Origin of the sequence: Bhargavaea ginsengi (genome assembly GCF_900109165.1) — a bacterium.
GTDB lineage: Bacteria > Bacillota > Bacilli > Bacillales_A > Planococcaceae > Bhargavaea > Bhargavaea ginsengi.
In genome coordinates this window covers 477,176-494,325 of the sequence record NZ_FNZF01000002.1, presented here as the reverse complement: position 1 = coordinate 494,325, position 17,150 = coordinate 477,176, and the positions used below count along the sequence as shown (strand labels likewise).

General features: G+C 50.4%; 11 protein-coding genes. 9 read left to right on the top strand and 2 right to left on the bottom strand.

All coding sequences use genetic code 11. The features are described 5' to 3' along the window. Window positions 1–5 precede the first annotated feature (5 nt). Complete coding sequence (gene kynB, locus BMX91_RS07640) at window positions 6–635, top strand: arylformamidase (RefSeq protein ID WP_092051745.1); 630 nt, start codon at window positions 6–8, stop codon at window positions 633–635. Between the two features lie 110 nt (window positions 636–745). Here kynB and BMX91_RS07635 read toward each other — a convergent pair whose 3' ends face one another. Continuing rightward, window positions 746–1,039, bottom strand: coding sequence for a hypothetical protein (locus BMX91_RS07635; RefSeq protein ID WP_092051742.1), 294 nt, complete (start codon window positions 1,037–1,039; stop codon window positions 746–748). Beyond that, entirely contained in the window at window positions 1,030–1,980 is a 951-nt protein-coding gene (locus BMX91_RS07630) for an anti-sigma factor (RefSeq protein ID WP_092051740.1), read from the bottom strand. The genes BMX91_RS07635 and BMX91_RS07630 overlap by 10 nt, the downstream gene beginning before the upstream one ends. Window positions 1,981–2,618: 638 nt before the next feature. Here BMX91_RS07630 and glmS point away from each other — a divergent pair. The 8 genes from glmS to asnB all read left to right on the top strand — a co-directional run bounded on the left by glmS (window position 2,619) and on the right by asnB (window position 17,124). Continuing rightward, on the top strand, window positions 2,619–4,421 hold the full coding sequence (glmS, locus tag BMX91_RS07625) for a glutamine--fructose-6-phosphate transaminase (isomerizing) (protein ID WP_092051738.1): 1,803 nt from the start codon (window positions 2,619–2,621) through the stop codon (window positions 4,419–4,421). Window positions 4,422–4,680: 259 nt separating this feature from the next. Beyond that, window positions 4,681–5,472: a helix-turn-helix domain-containing protein gene (locus BMX91_RS07620; protein ID WP_092051736.1), complete on the top strand. Its 792-nt coding sequence runs from the start codon at window positions 4,681–4,683 to the stop codon at window positions 5,470–5,472. A 294-nt stretch (window positions 5,473–5,766) separates the two neighbouring features. Next, window positions 5,767–10,251: a glutamate synthase large subunit gene (gene gltB / locus BMX91_RS07615; RefSeq protein ID WP_092051734.1), complete on the top strand. Its 4,485-nt coding sequence runs from the start codon at window positions 5,767–5,769 to the stop codon at window positions 10,249–10,251. Window positions 10,252–10,268: 17 nt separating this feature from the next. Continuing rightward, window positions 10,269–11,738, top strand: coding sequence for a glutamate synthase subunit beta (locus BMX91_RS07610; RefSeq protein ID WP_092051732.1), 1,470 nt, complete (start codon window positions 10,269–10,271; stop codon window positions 11,736–11,738). 19 nt (window positions 11,739–11,757) lie between these two features. After that, window positions 11,758–12,999: an LL-diaminopimelate aminotransferase gene (locus BMX91_RS07605; RefSeq protein WP_092051729.1), complete on the top strand. Its 1,242-nt coding sequence runs from the start codon at window positions 11,758–11,760 to the stop codon at window positions 12,997–12,999. Window positions 13,000–13,026: 27 nt separating this feature from the next. Next, window positions 13,027–13,875 (top strand): diaminopimelate epimerase, encoded by an 849-nt coding sequence (gene dapF / locus BMX91_RS07600; protein ID WP_218143877.1) that lies wholly within the window; start codon window positions 13,027–13,029, stop codon window positions 13,873–13,875. A gap of 32 nt (window positions 13,876–13,907) precedes the next feature. Next, window positions 13,908–15,233: a type I glutamate--ammonia ligase gene (gene glnA, locus BMX91_RS07595; RefSeq protein ID WP_407640872.1), complete on the top strand. Its 1,326-nt coding sequence runs from the start codon at window positions 13,908–13,910 to the stop codon at window positions 15,231–15,233. A gap of 43 nt (window positions 15,234–15,276) precedes the next feature. Continuing rightward, on the top strand, window positions 15,277–17,124 hold the full coding sequence (gene asnB, locus BMX91_RS07590; protein ID WP_092051724.1) for an asparagine synthase (glutamine-hydrolyzing): 1,848 nt from the start codon (window positions 15,277–15,279) through the stop codon (window positions 17,122–17,124). Window positions 17,125–17,150: the final 26 nt, after the last annotated feature.

Sequence of the window (17,150 nt, the reverse complement as noted above, 5' to 3'; positions counted from 1 at the left end):
AACGGATGGAAACAGGCAGATGGATCGATATAACTCAGCCGCTTACGAATGATATGGCCCACTGGCCGGGAGACACGCCTTTCCGTTTTGATCTTGGGGTTACGAAGGAACAGAGCGGCTCGGTCAACATTGGGGAGATCCGGACGAGCCTGCATATGGGGACCCATGCGGACGCACCATTTCATTTTGACGAGGCGGGCAAAAAACTCCATGAACTGGACGTGAACACTTATATCGGCAGGGCAAGGATCATCGATGTCACCATGTATACATCACTTGGGCAAAACGAACTGGAAGGCTACGACTTGGAAGGGGCGGGGCGTCTTCTCCTGAAAACATCGGAAACAAACAATCCGCTTGTTTTTCCGGAGTCGTTTATCGAGCTGCGGCCCGATATCGGCCCGTATTTGAAATCTGTAGGAGTTTTCCTTCTCGGAATCGATGTCCCGTCAGTGGACCGGACGGACAGCAAGGAACTGCAGACCCATCACTCACTTGGAGACAACGGCATCCATATCGTCGAGAATTTGATGCTGGCTGATGCGGAACCGGGGGATTACGAATTTATCGCGTTGCCGCTTGCCATTCATGGAGCTGACGGGAGCCCGGTGAGAGCCGTCATCAGAAAGATCTAAAAGGCCGGAGAGGAAGTTCATATAACCGTAAAGACTGCAGATACGGAAGAGGAATTCCTCAGCCGGATCTGCAGTCTCTTTATTTTTTCGATTTGTCCAACGTGTTCGGATTAAGGGAAAGGCATAATGACCCATCCAAGAATAAAGATGACGGCGGTGAAGATTCCCAGGTAGACGGCTATTCCGATACCCCATAGCCCGAGTGACCGGCTATTCCTGCCGAAAAGCGCAATCAGGCCCGAGATGAGTATGGAGGAAATCCAGAATGACAGCTGTTCCATAAATGACAAATCATAACCGGACAGCATGGATATGTTAAGAAGCGCCAGCGCAATGATTCCCGTGATGACACTGAACCATCCGAGAACCTGAAAAGATTTAAGTTTTACTTTGTTCAATTCCATAATTTCACCTCACCCAATTTCATATGTCGGATCATTTGCGAATCTTTTAATGCTTCGACCTCCTGCTTGGGTCCGGTGATCACCGCACCGTATGCGGTGAAGCCATTTTGCTCGATAAATTCAATTCGTTCCTGAAGTTTCAGGTTTTTATGCGACGATACTTCTGCTGCAAGTTCCTCGTACGGCTGAAGTTCCTTGAGCAGCTGCAGGAACGTCTCTTCGTGTGACATTGAATCCCGGAAAGGCGACCAGTATGTCCGGTCAGGCTGTACCGGGTAACCGAGCGGGGAAACCACATCACCATCCGCACTCAACATCTCATCTTCGGTGCCGGTGTAGATGGCTGCCCATACAACGTCAATGCCGGGGAACTCTTTTCTAACATCGATCACTTTATAAAGATCATTGAATGACAAGTAGGCTTCGACAACGGTTTCGTCCGGCAGTCCGGCGAGTACCTGCCAATCGTGACCGCTGTTGAATTCCGGCATTCCCTGTGCCGGATGGACGAGCCACTGATTGGTTTGAGTCGGGTATTTTGGAGGTGTCCTGTCCAGGTTTGAGGTCATCTTCTTATCCACAAGATTGTCCAGAACAAAATGAAGATCATAATGGCGTACCGGATAAAGTTCACTGCCGATCTGCTTGTACTGGTCAAATGAAAGATCCATCGAAAACAGTGAGAATTCCATCTCAAATTCCATCTCTTCCAAAGCGGTGTTCGGCTCGGTCAGATAAAGGACTTTACTGGCAGTATCCATCAGTGTCGTGGACTTCGTACCGAATGCGTAATAGGCGAATGTCAGCATATAACTGGTCGGCACAATCATCAATGCTATTGTGAACGTCGACAAAATCAGTTTCCACCTGGAAACAGTCCGCATTTTTCCAGTAAGCCCGGTTTTATTAGCGCTGCCGATTTGCTCGTTGTATGAACCCATTCCTTCTCCTCCATTTCAATCAATATCAGTTATCAGCCACGAAGCGAAGACCTCTTATGGTTTCTGGATTCGGGAGACCGGGTTTGTGGTATAGGCTACTTAAGTTTTTTTGAATCCCTCCTTACCATTAACGGTTACTGTTCCGGAAAGTTTCGTAAATATGGTAAATTACTGCATGCTTCAGTATCGCTCGCCTTTTTATACTGGACAGCGCGAATTCTGCAATAAAAATAATGATTTTGAAGGAAAAGGTAATTGACAACAGCACATTCCGTATAATACATTACAAAAGCAGTAATAAGGCGAAGGAGGACCGGCGACACGCCCAAATCGGAAAACAATCAAAAGCGCCTGAGCTGGGGAAATCAGAACACAGTCCCAGCAGACGAGGTGGAGGTTCATCGACAATTCGGCGGATGCCTCCCGACCGTGATGTCCGGTTGTCATGCTTTCCAGCAAAACACACAAGTGATTGTGTGAGACAGAGGGGAAAGCCGGCATCAATTTCCGCATGCGGGAGCAGGAATTGCCTGCTCGTGCGGAATCAATCCAACTTGCACGAACAGCGCCCACTGGCCGTTTTGTAAACGGTAAACAGGACGCTTATTTGACTTTGACTGATATTGGAGGAATTGAATATGTGCGGAATTGTAGGCTATATCGGTGAATTGGATGCCAAGGAAATTCTGTTGAGAGGCCTGGAAAAGCTGGAATACCGCGGATACGATTCTGCGGGGATTGCCGTTGCCGGCGAAGAAGGGGTATCTCTCTTCAAATCCAAGGGACGGATCGCCGACCTGCGAATCATTGTGGATGATTCCACTGAAGCCCAGACCGGAATCGGCCACACCCGCTGGGCGACTCACGGTGTGCCGAATGTGAAAAACGCTCATCCCCACCAAGACGTATCCGGCCGTTTCACGCTCGTACACAACGGAGTTATCGAGAACTATGAGAAGCTCCGCCGTCAGGAACTGGCAGATGTTCAGCTCGTCTCAGATACCGATACAGAAATCATCGTCCAGCTGATCGCCAAGTTTGTCTTCGAAGGAATGACAACGGAAGAGGCGTTCGCTGAGGCGCTTGGTATGCTTCACGGTTCATATGCAATCGCCCTGCTTGATGAAGAAGAGCCGGACACGATCTTTGTCGCCAAAAACAAATCACCGCTTCTCGTCGGTCTTGGAGAAGGATTTAATGTAGTCGCATCCGATGCGATGGCGATGCTTCAGGTCACTGACCAGTTTGTCGAGCTGCATGACGGAGAAATGGTAATCGTTACGAAAGACAATGTACGGATCCGCACGATATCCGGAGAGACAGTCAGCCGGGAGGCGTATACAGCCGAATTGGATGCTTCTGATATTGAGAAAGGTACCTATCCGCACTACATGCTGAAGGAAATCGACGAACAGCCTGCTGTTCTAAGGAAGATCATACAGGCCTATCAGGATGAAAACGGAAATCTCAGCCTCGAGCAGGAAACACTCGAAGCGATTAACGGTGCCGACAGGATTTATGTCATCGCTGCCGGAACAAGCTACCATGCAGGTCTTGTCGGGAAGGAATACTTTGAAAAGCTGGCGGGTGTCCCAACCGAAGTCCATATCTCCAGTGAATTCGGCTACAACATGCCGCTCCTGTCTGAAAAGCCACTGTTCGTCTTCATCTCCCAATCGGGGGAGACGGCAGACAGCCGACAAGTTCTCGTCAAGGTTAAGGAACTCGGACATCCGTCCCTTACTGTGACGAATGTTCCTGGTTCGACCCTGTCTCGCGAAGCGGATCACACGGTCCTGCTTCATGCCGGTCCTGAAATCGCGGTGGCTTCGACTAAAGCCTATACCGCCCAGGTTGCGGTACTCGCCATTCTTGCAAGTCTTGCTGCTGAAGCGAAAGGCAAAGAGATCGGTTTTGACCTGATCCAGGAGCTGGGCATCGCTGCGAATGCCGTCCAGACGATGATCGTAAGGAAAGAGGAAATGGAAGGTCTCTCCTTCGACTTCCTTGAACTGAGCCGGAATGCATTCTTTATCGGACGTGGCCTTGATTATCACGTCAGCCTGGAAGGAGCGCTCAAGCTCAAGGAAATTTCCTATATCCAAGCGGAAGGATTCGCAGGAGGGGAATTAAAGCACGGGACCATTGCCCTCATCGAAGAAGGCACGCCTGTTTTTGCACTGGCCACTCAGGAAGCCGTCAGCCCGAATATCCGGGGAAATGTCAAAGAAGTCGGAGCCCGCGGTGCCAAGTCGTGCATCATCTCGATGGAAGGAATAGAAGAGGAAGGCGACCGAATCGTGATCCCGGCTGTTCATCCGATGCTTACACCTCTTGTTTCTGTGATTCCGCTCCAGCTTATCAGCTACTACGCAGCTCTTCACCGTGGATGTGACGTCGATAAGCCACGCAATCTGGCCAAGTCCGTTACAGTAGAATAATACGATTATCAGTGGCGAAATGGGGACTCCGGTTATTTACCGGAGTCTTTCTTAATAATGTGATGACATTTTATTGATCATAAAGATACTGAAGTTTGTATATATGCTTTCTGATTTGATAGTAATTTGATTTTAATATTATAATAGAAAAACAAATGGTCAATTAGAATTTCAATCAACCCAGATCAAACAGCAGACCAGAAACACGTCAAGTCGATCTGAAAACAGCAGGCAGGCTGATATTTTTGGGAGGAATGGGATGCTTAATTTAAATCCAGATGACTTTTTGCTGAAGCCGGCACTCGCAACCATTCACTGCGAGCCAGATTGGAAATGGAAGAAACGAGACCATCCCATGCCGAATTATGATCTGTTTTATGTATGGAGCGGTGAAGGAACAGTGGTATTGAACAAAAAGTCCTATAAGGTGGGAAAAGGGCATTGCTTCCTGTTTTGTCCTGGCGATGATACTGAAGCCATTCATAATCCACAAAACCCTTTTGTTCTGACCTATATTCATTTTGATCTTGTCAACGAACCCCGGCTGATTCCGGGTTCTCATCGGATACTGGCTGACCCGATCAGCTTTGAATCTTTATTGAGCAGGTATGTCCGTCTGTTTTTGGTGAAGACATACGGAGCCGAAATCGAGGGAAAGCTGATTCTGAAGCAACTCATGATCCATCTGCTTAGAGAAGAACATTGTGAATCGCAGGATGAACAGGACATAAGCAGCAGAAGGCTGGCTGAAACGATCAGGGAGATTGCGAACTATATCCAACAACACCCGGGTGAACCTCATACGGTTGAGAGCCTTGCTGAGCGGGCTCACTTGTCAGAACGGTATTTCTCCCAAAAGTTCAAGCAGATTATCGGGCATACAGTAAAGTCTTATGTTGTCCACTGCAGGATCAAACGGGCAGAACACCTATTGCATTTTACGGGTCTGACTGTCACGGAAGCAGCCCATGCTCTAGGATACCGGGATCTTCATTATTTCAGCAGGCAATTCAAACAATATACCGGAAGAAATCCGTCTGAGATTAGATAAAGATGCATTTTTTCAGGTTAGGCAGCTATGGAAGGCAGAGAGCTTTTCATAGCTGCCTATTTCTATGTCAGCTAGATTTTTAGTTCAGATTTACATGAATAACAAACAGATTACGACAAATTTCACGACTTATAATGTAAATATAGCGAATGATTTTGGATTCAAATTCAAAATCATTCGCTTATTTTATTGTTCAAAAAGTGCAAATATTTATCTAAAACTTCTAAATACATTTCCTTTTCAAGGTAATAACATAAGAATAAGCCGAAAAATGATTCGTGGAGGAGGATAATTATGCATCATTCATGGATGAAAAGCAGCGAAGGGATGTATGATCCTCGTTTTGAACACGATGCCTGCGGAATCGCAGTGCTTGCGCATCTTAAGGGAAAACCGTCACATTCCATTGTCACACAGGCTTTGACCGCACTGGAGCGGCTGGACCACCGTGGAGGAAGCAGTGCCGACAACCAGCTCGGTGATGGTGCAGGTATACTCACGCAGATTCCTCACCGATTATTCCGAGCAGAGTGGGAAAAAGCGGGAGTACCTGTGCTCGAACAAGGAAAGTACGGAGTCGGTATGTTCTTTCTTCCGAAAGAGAAGAGTTTGCGGAATCAATGCGAAGAAATCATTAACAATATCATCGTTGATGCGAATTTTGAGTTGGCAGGCTGGCGGGAGGTTCCTACGAGTGGAGAAAACCTGCATCAGCTTGCTGTCGATTCCGAACCGGATATCTGCCAAGTGTTTGTGAAGTCGCCTTATGAACTGCCAGATGATATTCGTTTTGAACGGGATCTCTTCAAGGTCAGAAAGAAAATCGAAAAAGAACTGAAAGCTGCTCAAATCGAGCCCCATTATGTGGTCAGTTTTTCTTCAAGAACATTGATATACAAAGGCTTGCTGCTCCCGCGTCAACTGCGGGATTACTTTCAGGACCTGAGTAATGAGACTTACGAGTCGGCTATGGCCATGGTCCATAACCGTTTCAGCACGAATACATTCCCGAGCTGGCATCGTGCTCAGCCGTACAGATTTGCCATGCACAATGGAGAGATCAATACCATCAACGGCAATGTGAACTGGATGGAATCCAGGGAAGCGGAGTTCATGGAGATCCTGGGAGATGAAGCTGAGGACCTGCTTCCGATCGTCGACAGGGACGGCAGTGACTCCGCCATGTTTGATAATGCTTTGGAATTCCTTGTGCTCTCCGGCTGGTCACTTCCCAAAGCGATGCTTATGATGATGCCCGAAGCCTGGGAGAAAAACATCCGGATGGATAAACAACTAAAAGCCTTTTATCAGTATCACAGTCTGTTCATGGAACCATGGGATGGCCCGGCCGCCATGGCATTCACTGATGGGAAAGCAATCGGTGCACGTCTGGACCGCAACGGTCTGCGTCCTGCCCGACTGGTGGTTACATCCGATGACATTGTCTGTCTTTCTTCCGAAGTGGGTGTGGTGGACTTCCCTGATGACTGCATCCTCACCAAAAAGCGGCTGATGCCCGGCCAGATGATACTGGTGGACATGGAGAACGGCAAGCTCTATGAGGACGAGGAGATCAAACAATCAATCGCATCAGAGCAAGATTATAAAAAGCTTGCGGATGATTTGATTGTCCCATTGGAAAATTTGAAAGGCACCGATGTCCCTAAAAAAGTGCGCCACAAGAGTGAACTTCTCCAAAAGCAGGCTGTTTTCGGATATACCGACGAAGAATGGGAGAAAGTGCTGAAACCCATGTTCCGATCAGGGTCCGAGCCTGTCGCTTCAATGGGGTACGATGCTCCTTTAGCGGTACTGTCCGATGCGCCGCAGCTTCTGTTCAACTATTTTAAACAGAGATTTGCGCAGGTAACCAATCCGCCGATTGATGCCATTAGGGAAGAACGGGTCACTTCGATGGAAGTACTGCTTGGAAGCAGCGGCAATCTGCTCTGTCCAGAGGATATGGATCGAAAGAATCTTCTCCTCAAGACCCCAATTCTGACACCAGTCGGGATGAGCAAGATTGAATCATTGAATTCTGGAGCATTAACATCAGCCGTTCTTTCCACTGTTTTTCCGCTTTCGGGAAAAATGGAAGATGCACTGGATAATCTGTTCGAACAGGCAGAGCTTGTTGTGGAAGAAGGAAGTAACCTGCTTATCCTCAGCGACCGGGATGTCAGCGGAAAATTTGCCGCCATTCCATCATTACTTGCCGTATCCGCTGTACATCACCATCTGATCAGGAAGGGGATCCGCAACAAAACCAGCCTGATAGTCGATTCCGGTGAAGCGCGGGAAGTCCACCATTTTGCAGCGCTTCTTGGCTACGGAGCCAATGCGATCTGTCCATACTTGGTTTTCGAGTCGCTTCCAGACGCGGAAGAATCGATCTCGGAAGAACTCGCTATAAGCAATTATGTGAAATCAATCACAAAAGGCATACTGAAAGTCATGTCCAAGATGGGAATCTCAACGGTGCGCAGCTATATGGGAGCTCAAATATTTGAGGCAATCGGAATGAGCGATGAGGTGGTCAGCCGCTACTTCCCGAATACGCCTTCAAAACTCGGAGGGTTGTCGATTGATGACCTTGAAAAGGAAGTCCGGCTTCGGCACGCACAGGCGCTGGAGAAGAACTCACCGCTTCTTGAAAGCGGATCTGACTTCCAATGGCGCGCAGGCGGTGAAACTCACTTGTTCCAGCCGAAAACGATTCATCTGCTTCAGCAGGCCGTCCGCAGCGGAGAATATGAAGTTTACAGGAAATACAGCCGACTCTTGACTGAGGAACTGAGCATGAAGACGACACTCCGCGGTCTGATGGAGATCAAACCGTCAGGCGAGTCTGTACCGCTTGAGGAAGTGGAACCGGTTGAATCGATTTTCAAGAGGTTCAAGACCGGAGCCATGTCATACGGTTCGATCAGCAAGGAGGCCCATGAAGCGATCGCCATCGCAATGAACCGGATCGGAGGCCGGAGCAACAGCGGGGAAGGCGGAGAAGATCCCGGCCGGTTCGTCCCTTTGGACAATGGAGATTCCAAGTGCAGCAAAATGAAACAGGTCGCCTCAGGCCGGTTCGGGGTTACCAGCCATTATCTAGTGAATAGCGAAGAGATCCAGATCAAAATGGCGCAGGGGGCAAAGCCCGGTGAAGGCGGCCAGCTTGCCGGACACAAAGTAACGATTGAAGTGGCAAAGACGAGAGGGGCCACTCCGGGAATTGAACTGATTTCGCCTCCGCCACATCATGATATTTACTCGATCGAAGACTTGGCACAGCTGATCCACGATCTGAAAAATACCAATCCGAAGGCGAGAATCAGTGTGAAGCTTGTCTCCGGTGCTGGAGTCGGGACGATTGCGGCAGGTGTGGCAAAGGCGAAAGCAGACGTGATCATGATCAGCGGTTTTGACGGCGGGACCGGTGCCGCCGCCCGTTCAAGCATCAAGCATGCGGGCATGCCATGGGAAATCGGACTCTCCGAAACCCATCAGACACTCAAATTGAATGGCCTGAGGGAAAAAGTCACCCTTGAAACAGACGGAAAGATGATGAGCGGCCGTGATGTGGTCATTGCAGCACTTCTTGGAGCAGAAGAATACGGGTTTTCCACGATGCCCCTCGTTTCACTTGGTTGCGTCATGATGCGGGTCTGTCACCTCGATACCTGTCCGGTCGGCATAGCCACACAAAACCCACAGCTCCGGAAAAACATGCTCGGGACTGCGGACGATATTGTCCGCCTGATGCACTTTTTCGCCGAGGAGATCAGGGAGTACATGGCACGCCTTGGGTTCAGGACGATGGAAGAACTGATCGGCCGGACCGATCTTCTCTGCCAGGCAGAAACCGAACATTGGAAAGCTAAGAAACTGGACTTGTCTCCGATCTTTCACTATCAGACGGAAATCCGCCTGCCGAAGGAAGAGCAGGACCATCACATTGATCAGACCATGGACAGCAAAGAGTTGCTTCCTGACTTCCAACAGTGCTTGGAGGAAGGAAAGCCGATTCGTCTGGAGCGGAAAATCAGAAACATCAACCGCTCGGTTGGCACTCTTCTCGGAAGCGAGCTGACCCGGAAAACCGGAGGAAAAGGACTTGCGGAGGAGACTCTCCAATTCCATTTCAAAGGTTCCGCCGGCCAAAGTTTCGGTGCATTTGTGCCGAAGGGAATGACCCTTACCCTGGAAGGCGAAGCCAATGATTACGTCGGAAAAGGGCTTTCGGGAGGCAAGATCGCAATTTATCCTCCAACCGCTTCAAAATTTCAGGCTGAACAGAACGTGATCATTGGGAATGCCGCTTTTTATGGCGCCACTTCCGGCGAAGCCTATATCCGTGGAATTGCAGGCGAGCGGTTCTGTGTCAGGAACAGCGGGGCTCATGTCGTTGTGGAGGGAGCCGGTAATCATGGCTGTGAATACATGACAGGCGGAACTGCCATCATTCTCGGAGAAGTCGGAGATAACTTTGCAGCCGGCATGTCGGGGGGGATTGCTTATATCCTGACGGAGGACAGAGAGGATTTCGCCAACCGTTGCAACCATGAACTGGTGACGCTCGAACAGCCCCGGGATCATGAGGAGATCAAGTTCCTGAAACGGCAAATCGGAAGGCATGCACGATATACGGATAGTCCGGTTGCCAAGTCGATCCTGGATGATTGGAACCGGTACATCCGGCAGTTTGTAAGGGTGATTCCGACTGAATATAAACGGATTCTTGAAAGTCCCCGGCAAAGTGAGGAACTGCAATATAGTCTGAACTAACACAGGAGGTGAGGCCGTTGGGAAGCGCAACAGGTTTCATGGATTACCGGAGAATCACCGGCAACTATCGCGACACCGATGAACGAATCAAAGACTGGAGAGAGATTTCCGTTTTGCCGCCTGATCGGATTTTGCGTGAACAGGCATCCAGGTGTATGGATTGCGCGGTGCCGTTTTGCCAGAACGGCAGTGAACTGGCAGGGATGACGACTGGCTGTCCGATTTATAACCTGATTCCCGAATGGAATGACCTGGTTTACCGGGGACGGTGGAAAGAGGCTTACGAGCGGCTCAGCCGCACCAACCCGTTTCCGGAGTTTACAGGCCGCGCCTGTCCGGCACCGTGTGAAGGTGGCTGTGTGGCATCGCTTGCCAATGAGCCGGTCACGATCAAGAACATCGAGAGGGCAATCATAGACAAAGCATTTGAAGAAGGATGGGTTCTCCCGAAAGTACCGCTTAAGCGCACAGGAAACAAAGTGGCGGTGATCGGATCGGGACCTGCGGGCCTGACGTGTGCATCTGTCCTGAATCAGCACGGACACCAAGTGACCGTCTATGAACGGGCGGACCGGGTCGGGGGCCTGCTCACATACGGGATACCGAAAACGAAAATCGAACAGGAAGTGGTTGACCGCAGGATCAGGCTGATGGAGGAGGAAGGCATCCGATTTGTTACAAACATCGAGATCGGTAAACAGGTTTCGCTTGAGCAATTAAAGGAAGAGCACGATGCCGTTGTCCTCTGTATCGGTGCGACTAGACCACGAAACCTTGAAATTCCCGGAAGAGAATCGGCCGGAATCCACTACGCAATGGATTATCTGCACCTGAATACAAAAAGCTACCTGGACTCCGGCTTTGAGGATCAGGCATATATCTCCGCGGAAAATCAAGACGTCATTGTAATTGGCGGAGGTGATACCGCGACGGATTGTGTGACAACTGCAGTCCGCCAGAATTGCAGAAGCCTGGTCCAATTCGATATTTATCCGGTACGCCCGAACGTACGTTCAGCCGAAAACCCGTGGCCGCAGTTTCCAATCATCCATCAGGTTGATACGGGCCAGCAAGATGCCATTGCCAAGTTCGGGCAAGACCCCAGAGAATTTGCCACGACTGCCCTGGAATTTACTTATGATGACCGCCACCGGGTTTCCGGGGTGAAAAGTGCAGGGATCAAAACCATCATCGGCAAAGGCGGCGAGAAGATCAGGGAAGTGATTCCGGGCACCGAAAAAGTCTGGCCTGCACAGCTGGTGCTGCTTGCAATCGGATTCGAAGGAGCCGAGACGGAAAATCTGGGAATGACAACCGATCGGCGATCCAACGTCGAAGTGATCGGCACCTCCTATCAGACTCAGAATGACGGCGTTTTTGCAGCCGGAGATGCCCGGAAAGGAGCCAGCCTGATTGTCTGGGCGATCCAGGAAGGAAAGGAAGCTGCAGAGGAATGCCACAACTACATCACAAGAAAAACATCATGAACGGGACGGGGGAAAAAGAATGGTGAGTGCGGACTTTATCCAGAACCGGTTTGCCGAACGGATCGGGGGTTCCCGTTTCGGGATGGACAATGAAGTATACAAGTTCGAGAAGATCAAGCGGGCCAAGCGGGAAGCGCTGCAGAAAAATCCGGACAAAGCATTGATCGACCTGGGCGTCGGAGAGCCGGATGCCATGGCGGATGACGGTGTGCTCAGGGAACTGATGATCGAGTGCAGAAAGCCGGAAAACCGGTTTTATGCCGACAACGGGATTCCGGAATTCAGACGGGCAGCAGCTGCTTATATGCAAGGAGTGTTCGGAGTGACCGGCCTGGATCCGGAAACGGAAATCAATCATGTGATCGGGACAAAATCTGCCCTGGCCATGCTGCCTCAAGTGCTGATCAATCCCGGCGATGTGTCGATTGTCACGACCCCAGGTTATCCGGTCCTCGGAACCCATACCCGATATCTCGGAGGAGAAGTTGTTGAACTCCCGCTCCTTGAAGAAAACGGTTTTCTGCCGGATCTTCATTCTTTGTCGGAAGAAATATTGAAAAAAGCAAAGCTGTTGTACCTGAACTATCCGAATAACCCGACCGGAGCGGTGGCCGACGGTTCATTTTTTGAAGAGGTTGTCCGTTTTGCAAAAGAGCATGAACTGATCGTCGTCCATGATGCCGCTTATGCAGCATTGGTATTTGACGGCAATCAGCCGCTCAGTTTCCTGTCAGTTCCGGGAGCGAAAGATGTCGGGGTGGAACTCCATTCGCTTTCCAAGTCGTTCAATATGACCGGATGGCGGATCGGGTTTATCACAGGGAATGCCCGACTGATTTCCGCCTTTGCAACGGTGAAGGACAACAGTGATTCAGGCCAGTTCATTCCGATCCAGAAAGCGGCCGCCTATGCGCTGGCCCATCCGGAAATCACGATTGAAACGGCTGAAAAGTACTCGAGGAGGCATGATCAACTGTCATCCATCTTGCAGGACAGCGGATTGGACGCCATTAAGCCTAAAGGGTCCTTCTTCCTGTATGTAAAAGCACCTGCAGGAGTGGAGAATGGCCCGACGTTCATGAATGCCGAAGCGTTCAGCCACTACCTGATCCAGGAGCACTCGATTTCAACCGTGCCATGGGACGATTCGGGATCGTACGTGCGATTCTCGGTGACCTTCGAAGCCGATGGGCCGGAAGAAGAGCAAATGATCCTGAATGAAATCAGAAGCAGGCTCCAGACATGCAAGTTCTTCTTTTAAGGAGGTGAGAAGTTGAAGTTCACGAAGATGCACGGGCTCGGAAACAATTATGTAATTTTCAACCAACTGGATGATCCGGGCAATGTCCTGGAAGAAGACCGGTATCCGGCACTGTCCAGGAAAGTCTCACAGATCAATTTCGGAATCGGTTCCGACGGAATCATCCTGATCGGCTCCTCGGAAAAAGCGGACTTCAAAATGAGGATCTTCAACGAAGATGGTTCGGAAGCGAAAAACTGCGGCAATGGGCTGCGTTGCATGGCAAAGTACGTTTACGATCACGGATACGCCGGCGGGCGAAATTTCACGATAGAGACATTGGGCGGAATTGTCAGCGCAGAAGTTGAAGAAGGCCGGACAGTTGACGACCATGTCAGCTTTGTAACAGTGGACATGGGGAAGCCGGGGCTGCAGAAGGGGGCGATACCGATGCAGGGCGATCCGGAAGCCCGGACAATCGATGAACTGCACACTTTTGGCGAACAACTACTGCGCATCACCTGTATTTCAATGGGAAATCCGCATGCAATCATCTTCACTGATGACGTAAAGGCTGCCGAAGTTGGGCGCCTGGGTCCGCTCATCGAGCATTCCATCCTGTTCCCGGAACGGGTGAATGTCGGATGGGTGGAAGTCAAAGGTCCCCGGGAAATCGAGTACCGTGTCTGGGAAAGGGGATCCGGCATCACGATGGCATGCGGCACAGGCGCCTGTGCGGCCGTAGTCGCGGCATCGCTCAATGGACTGGTTGATCTTTATCAGCCAATCACCGTTCATTTGCCCGGAGGTGACCTGGAGATCATCTGGGATGAAGAGGGGCATGTGCGGAAAAGAGGAGAAGCTGCTTATATTTGCTCAGGAGAACTCATTGCCTGAATGAAATTAAAAAAGAAAAGGAGCTGGGGGAAATGGATAAACAGCGAGTGATGGAATTGGTGAAGGAAGAGAATGTGCGGTTTATCCGCCTACAGTTCACGGACCTGTTCGGAACGATCAAAAATGTAGAAATACCGGTCAGCCAGCTCCCGAAAGCACTGGACAACAAAATGATGTTCGACGGCTCCTCGATTGAAGGCTTTGTACGGATCGAAGAATCCGACATGTATCTTTGCCCGGATCTGGAGACGTTCGTCATCTTTCCTTGGACGTCCGAAAAAGGGAAGGTTGCCCGTCTGATCTGTGATATCGCCCATCCCGACGGAACGCCTTTTGAAGGGGATCCGCGCTCCAACCTCAAGCGTGTGCTGAAAGAGATGGAAGAACTGGGCTTCACCTACTTTAATCTTGGGCCTGAACCGGAGTTCTTCCTATTCAAACTGGATGCAAACGGGAATCCGACGCTCGAACTCAATGACAGCGGAGGCTATTTCGACCTGGCGCCGACAGATCTGGGGGAAAACTGCCGCCGCGATATCGTACTGGAACTCGAAGAAATGGGCTTCGAGGTAGAGGCTTCGCATCATGAAGTTGCCCCAGGCCAGCATGAGATCGACTTCAAGTATCAGTCCGCACTAAAAGCCTGTGATGATATCCAGACATTTAAGCTGGTCGTCAAAACGATTGCCAGAAAACACGGCCTCCTGGCGACCTTCATGCCGAAACCGCTGTTCGGCATCAACGGATCCGGCATGCATTGCAACCTGAGTTTATTCAAAGGGGAAGAAAATGCGTTCTATGATCCGAAAGGTGCGATGGAAATGAGCGATACAGCCCGACACTTTTTGGCGGGAATCCTCAAACATGCACCAAGCTTCACGGCCATCACGAATCCGACAGTGAATTCCTATAAGCGGCTTGTTCCCGGCTACGAGGCGCCTTGCTATGTCGCATGGTCCGGAAGAAATCGGAGCCCGCTCATCCGGATTCCGGCATCGCGGGGGCTAAGCACCCGTGTCGAAGTAAGAAGCGTAGATCCGTCCGCAAACCCGTATCTGGCGATGGCTGTCCTTCTGTCCGCCGGACTGGATGGGGTTAAGAATCAGCTGGAAGCACCGGAACCGATTGACCAGAACATCTACGACATGTCCAGAAAGGAGAGAAACGAAAACGGAATCATCGATCTGCCTTCCACTTTGGCGCACGCGCTGGAACTGCTGAAGGAGGATGAAATCATCATCAATGGCCTGGGGAGCCACTTGTTTGAACACTTCGTGGAGTCCAAGGAAATCGAATGGGATATGTTCCGTACCCAGATCCACCCTTGGGAGCGGGAACAGTACCTGACTCAATATTGAGCCGCGGCAGCCTGTGAAAACATTTTAGAAAGAGTGAGCAGAATTGTGTGGAATAACCGGTTGGGCAGATTGGAAGCAGGATCTTAGACAGCAAGTGCCGGTGATACAGTCAATGGCCGCCACCCTTTCAAGACGCGGGCCGGATGCGTTGAACACATGGTGCTCCAAACATATGGCGCTTGGCCACACAAGGCTGACCGTCGTGGACCCTGCAGGAGGGGCGCAGCCGATGACCAAAGAATCAGAGGGCCGCACTTATCGGATTGTCTACAATGGTGAGCTTTACAATACGGAAGAGCTCAGAAAAGAATTGATCGGCAAGGGCTATCCGTTTCATTCCCGGTCTGATACGGAAGTGCTGCTGACTGCTTATATCGAATGGGGAGAGCGGTGCCTGGAGCGGCTGAACGGGATCTTCGCCTTCGGAATATGGGACGAAACGCTGGATCGGCTATTTCTGGCGAGAGATCGGCTGGGCGTTAAGCCGTTATTTTACCTGGCAGGTGCCGACTCCCTGATGTTTGCTTCCGAAATCAAAGCGATCCTGAAGCATCCGCAAATCAAAGCGCAAGTGGACCGAGACGGATTAAGGGAAGTGTTCGGATTGGGTCCTTCGCGCAGTCCGGGAAACGGAATCTTCCGCGGAATCGACGAACTCCCGTCTGCGCATGCCCTGACCTTTGACAAAAGCGGTATCCGGAAATGGCGATACTGGAATGTGGAAAGCCGGAACCATGACCATGATCTCGCAGAAACGCTGGAAAGAGTTTCTTTCCTCGTAAAAGATGCCATCCGACGTCAGCTCATCGCAGATGTTCCGGTGTGTACATTTCTGTCAGGGGGATTGGACTCCAGTATTATCTCAGCTGTGGCGTCCGAACAGTTCCGTTCAGAGGGAAGAGGCAGGCTGAACTCGTATTCCATTGACTATGAACAGAATCTTCACTATTTCAAATCAAGTGTCTTTCAGCCGGATCAGGATGCGCCGTGGATCGAAAAGGTGTCGGACTTCATCGGTACAGACCATCATTCAAAGGTGATTGATCAACAGACACTGGTCAACGGTCTGGACCGGGCGGTACTGGTCCGGGACCTTCCCGGCATGGCTGATGTGGATGCATCTCTCCTATGGTTTTGTGAACAGATCAGGCAGGACCATGTCGTCGCTCTTTCGGGGGAATGCGCTGACGAAATTTTCGGGGGGTACCCGTGGTTTCACAGGTCTGACCTCCTGCAGGAAAGCCGGTTCCCATGGATGACATCTCAGGAAGAAAGAGAAGTGTTGTTGCAGGAAGATTGGCGGAAAAAGCTATCACTGAAGGAATATATTCAGTACCGCTATGATCGGACAATCGCTGAGGTGCCTGTTTTGGATGGAGAGGACCCGACAGAAGCCCGGCGGAGGGAAATGTTTTACTTGAATATGACCTGGTTCATGTCAACCTTGCTGGAGCGCAAAGACCGGATGAGCATGGGAGCGGGGCTTGAAGTCCGTGTCCCGTTTGCCGATCACCGGATTGTCGAATATGCCTGGAATATTCCATGGGATATGAAAATGCTCGATGGCCGTGAAAAGGGACTGCTGAGAAGAGCGATGGAAGGGATCCTTCCGACAGACATCCTCTATCGGAAAAAGAGTCCGTATCCGAAAACCCATCATCCTGCATACATGAGGCTTGTAAAAGAAAAGCTGCAAGATATTCTTGGGAAGCCTTCTCCGCTATGGGAAATCATTTCAAGAAGGAAGGTTGAAGAAATCCTCAATTCCGACGGTGCCTCCTTCAAGACTCCCTGGTTTGGCCAGTTGATGACTGCGCCGCAGCTGATTGCCCATCTTTCTCAGATCCACACATGGTTCGATCATTACGGCATTGACATTGTAGACAGCTGAACGATGGGGGGTGACAGCCCCCATCG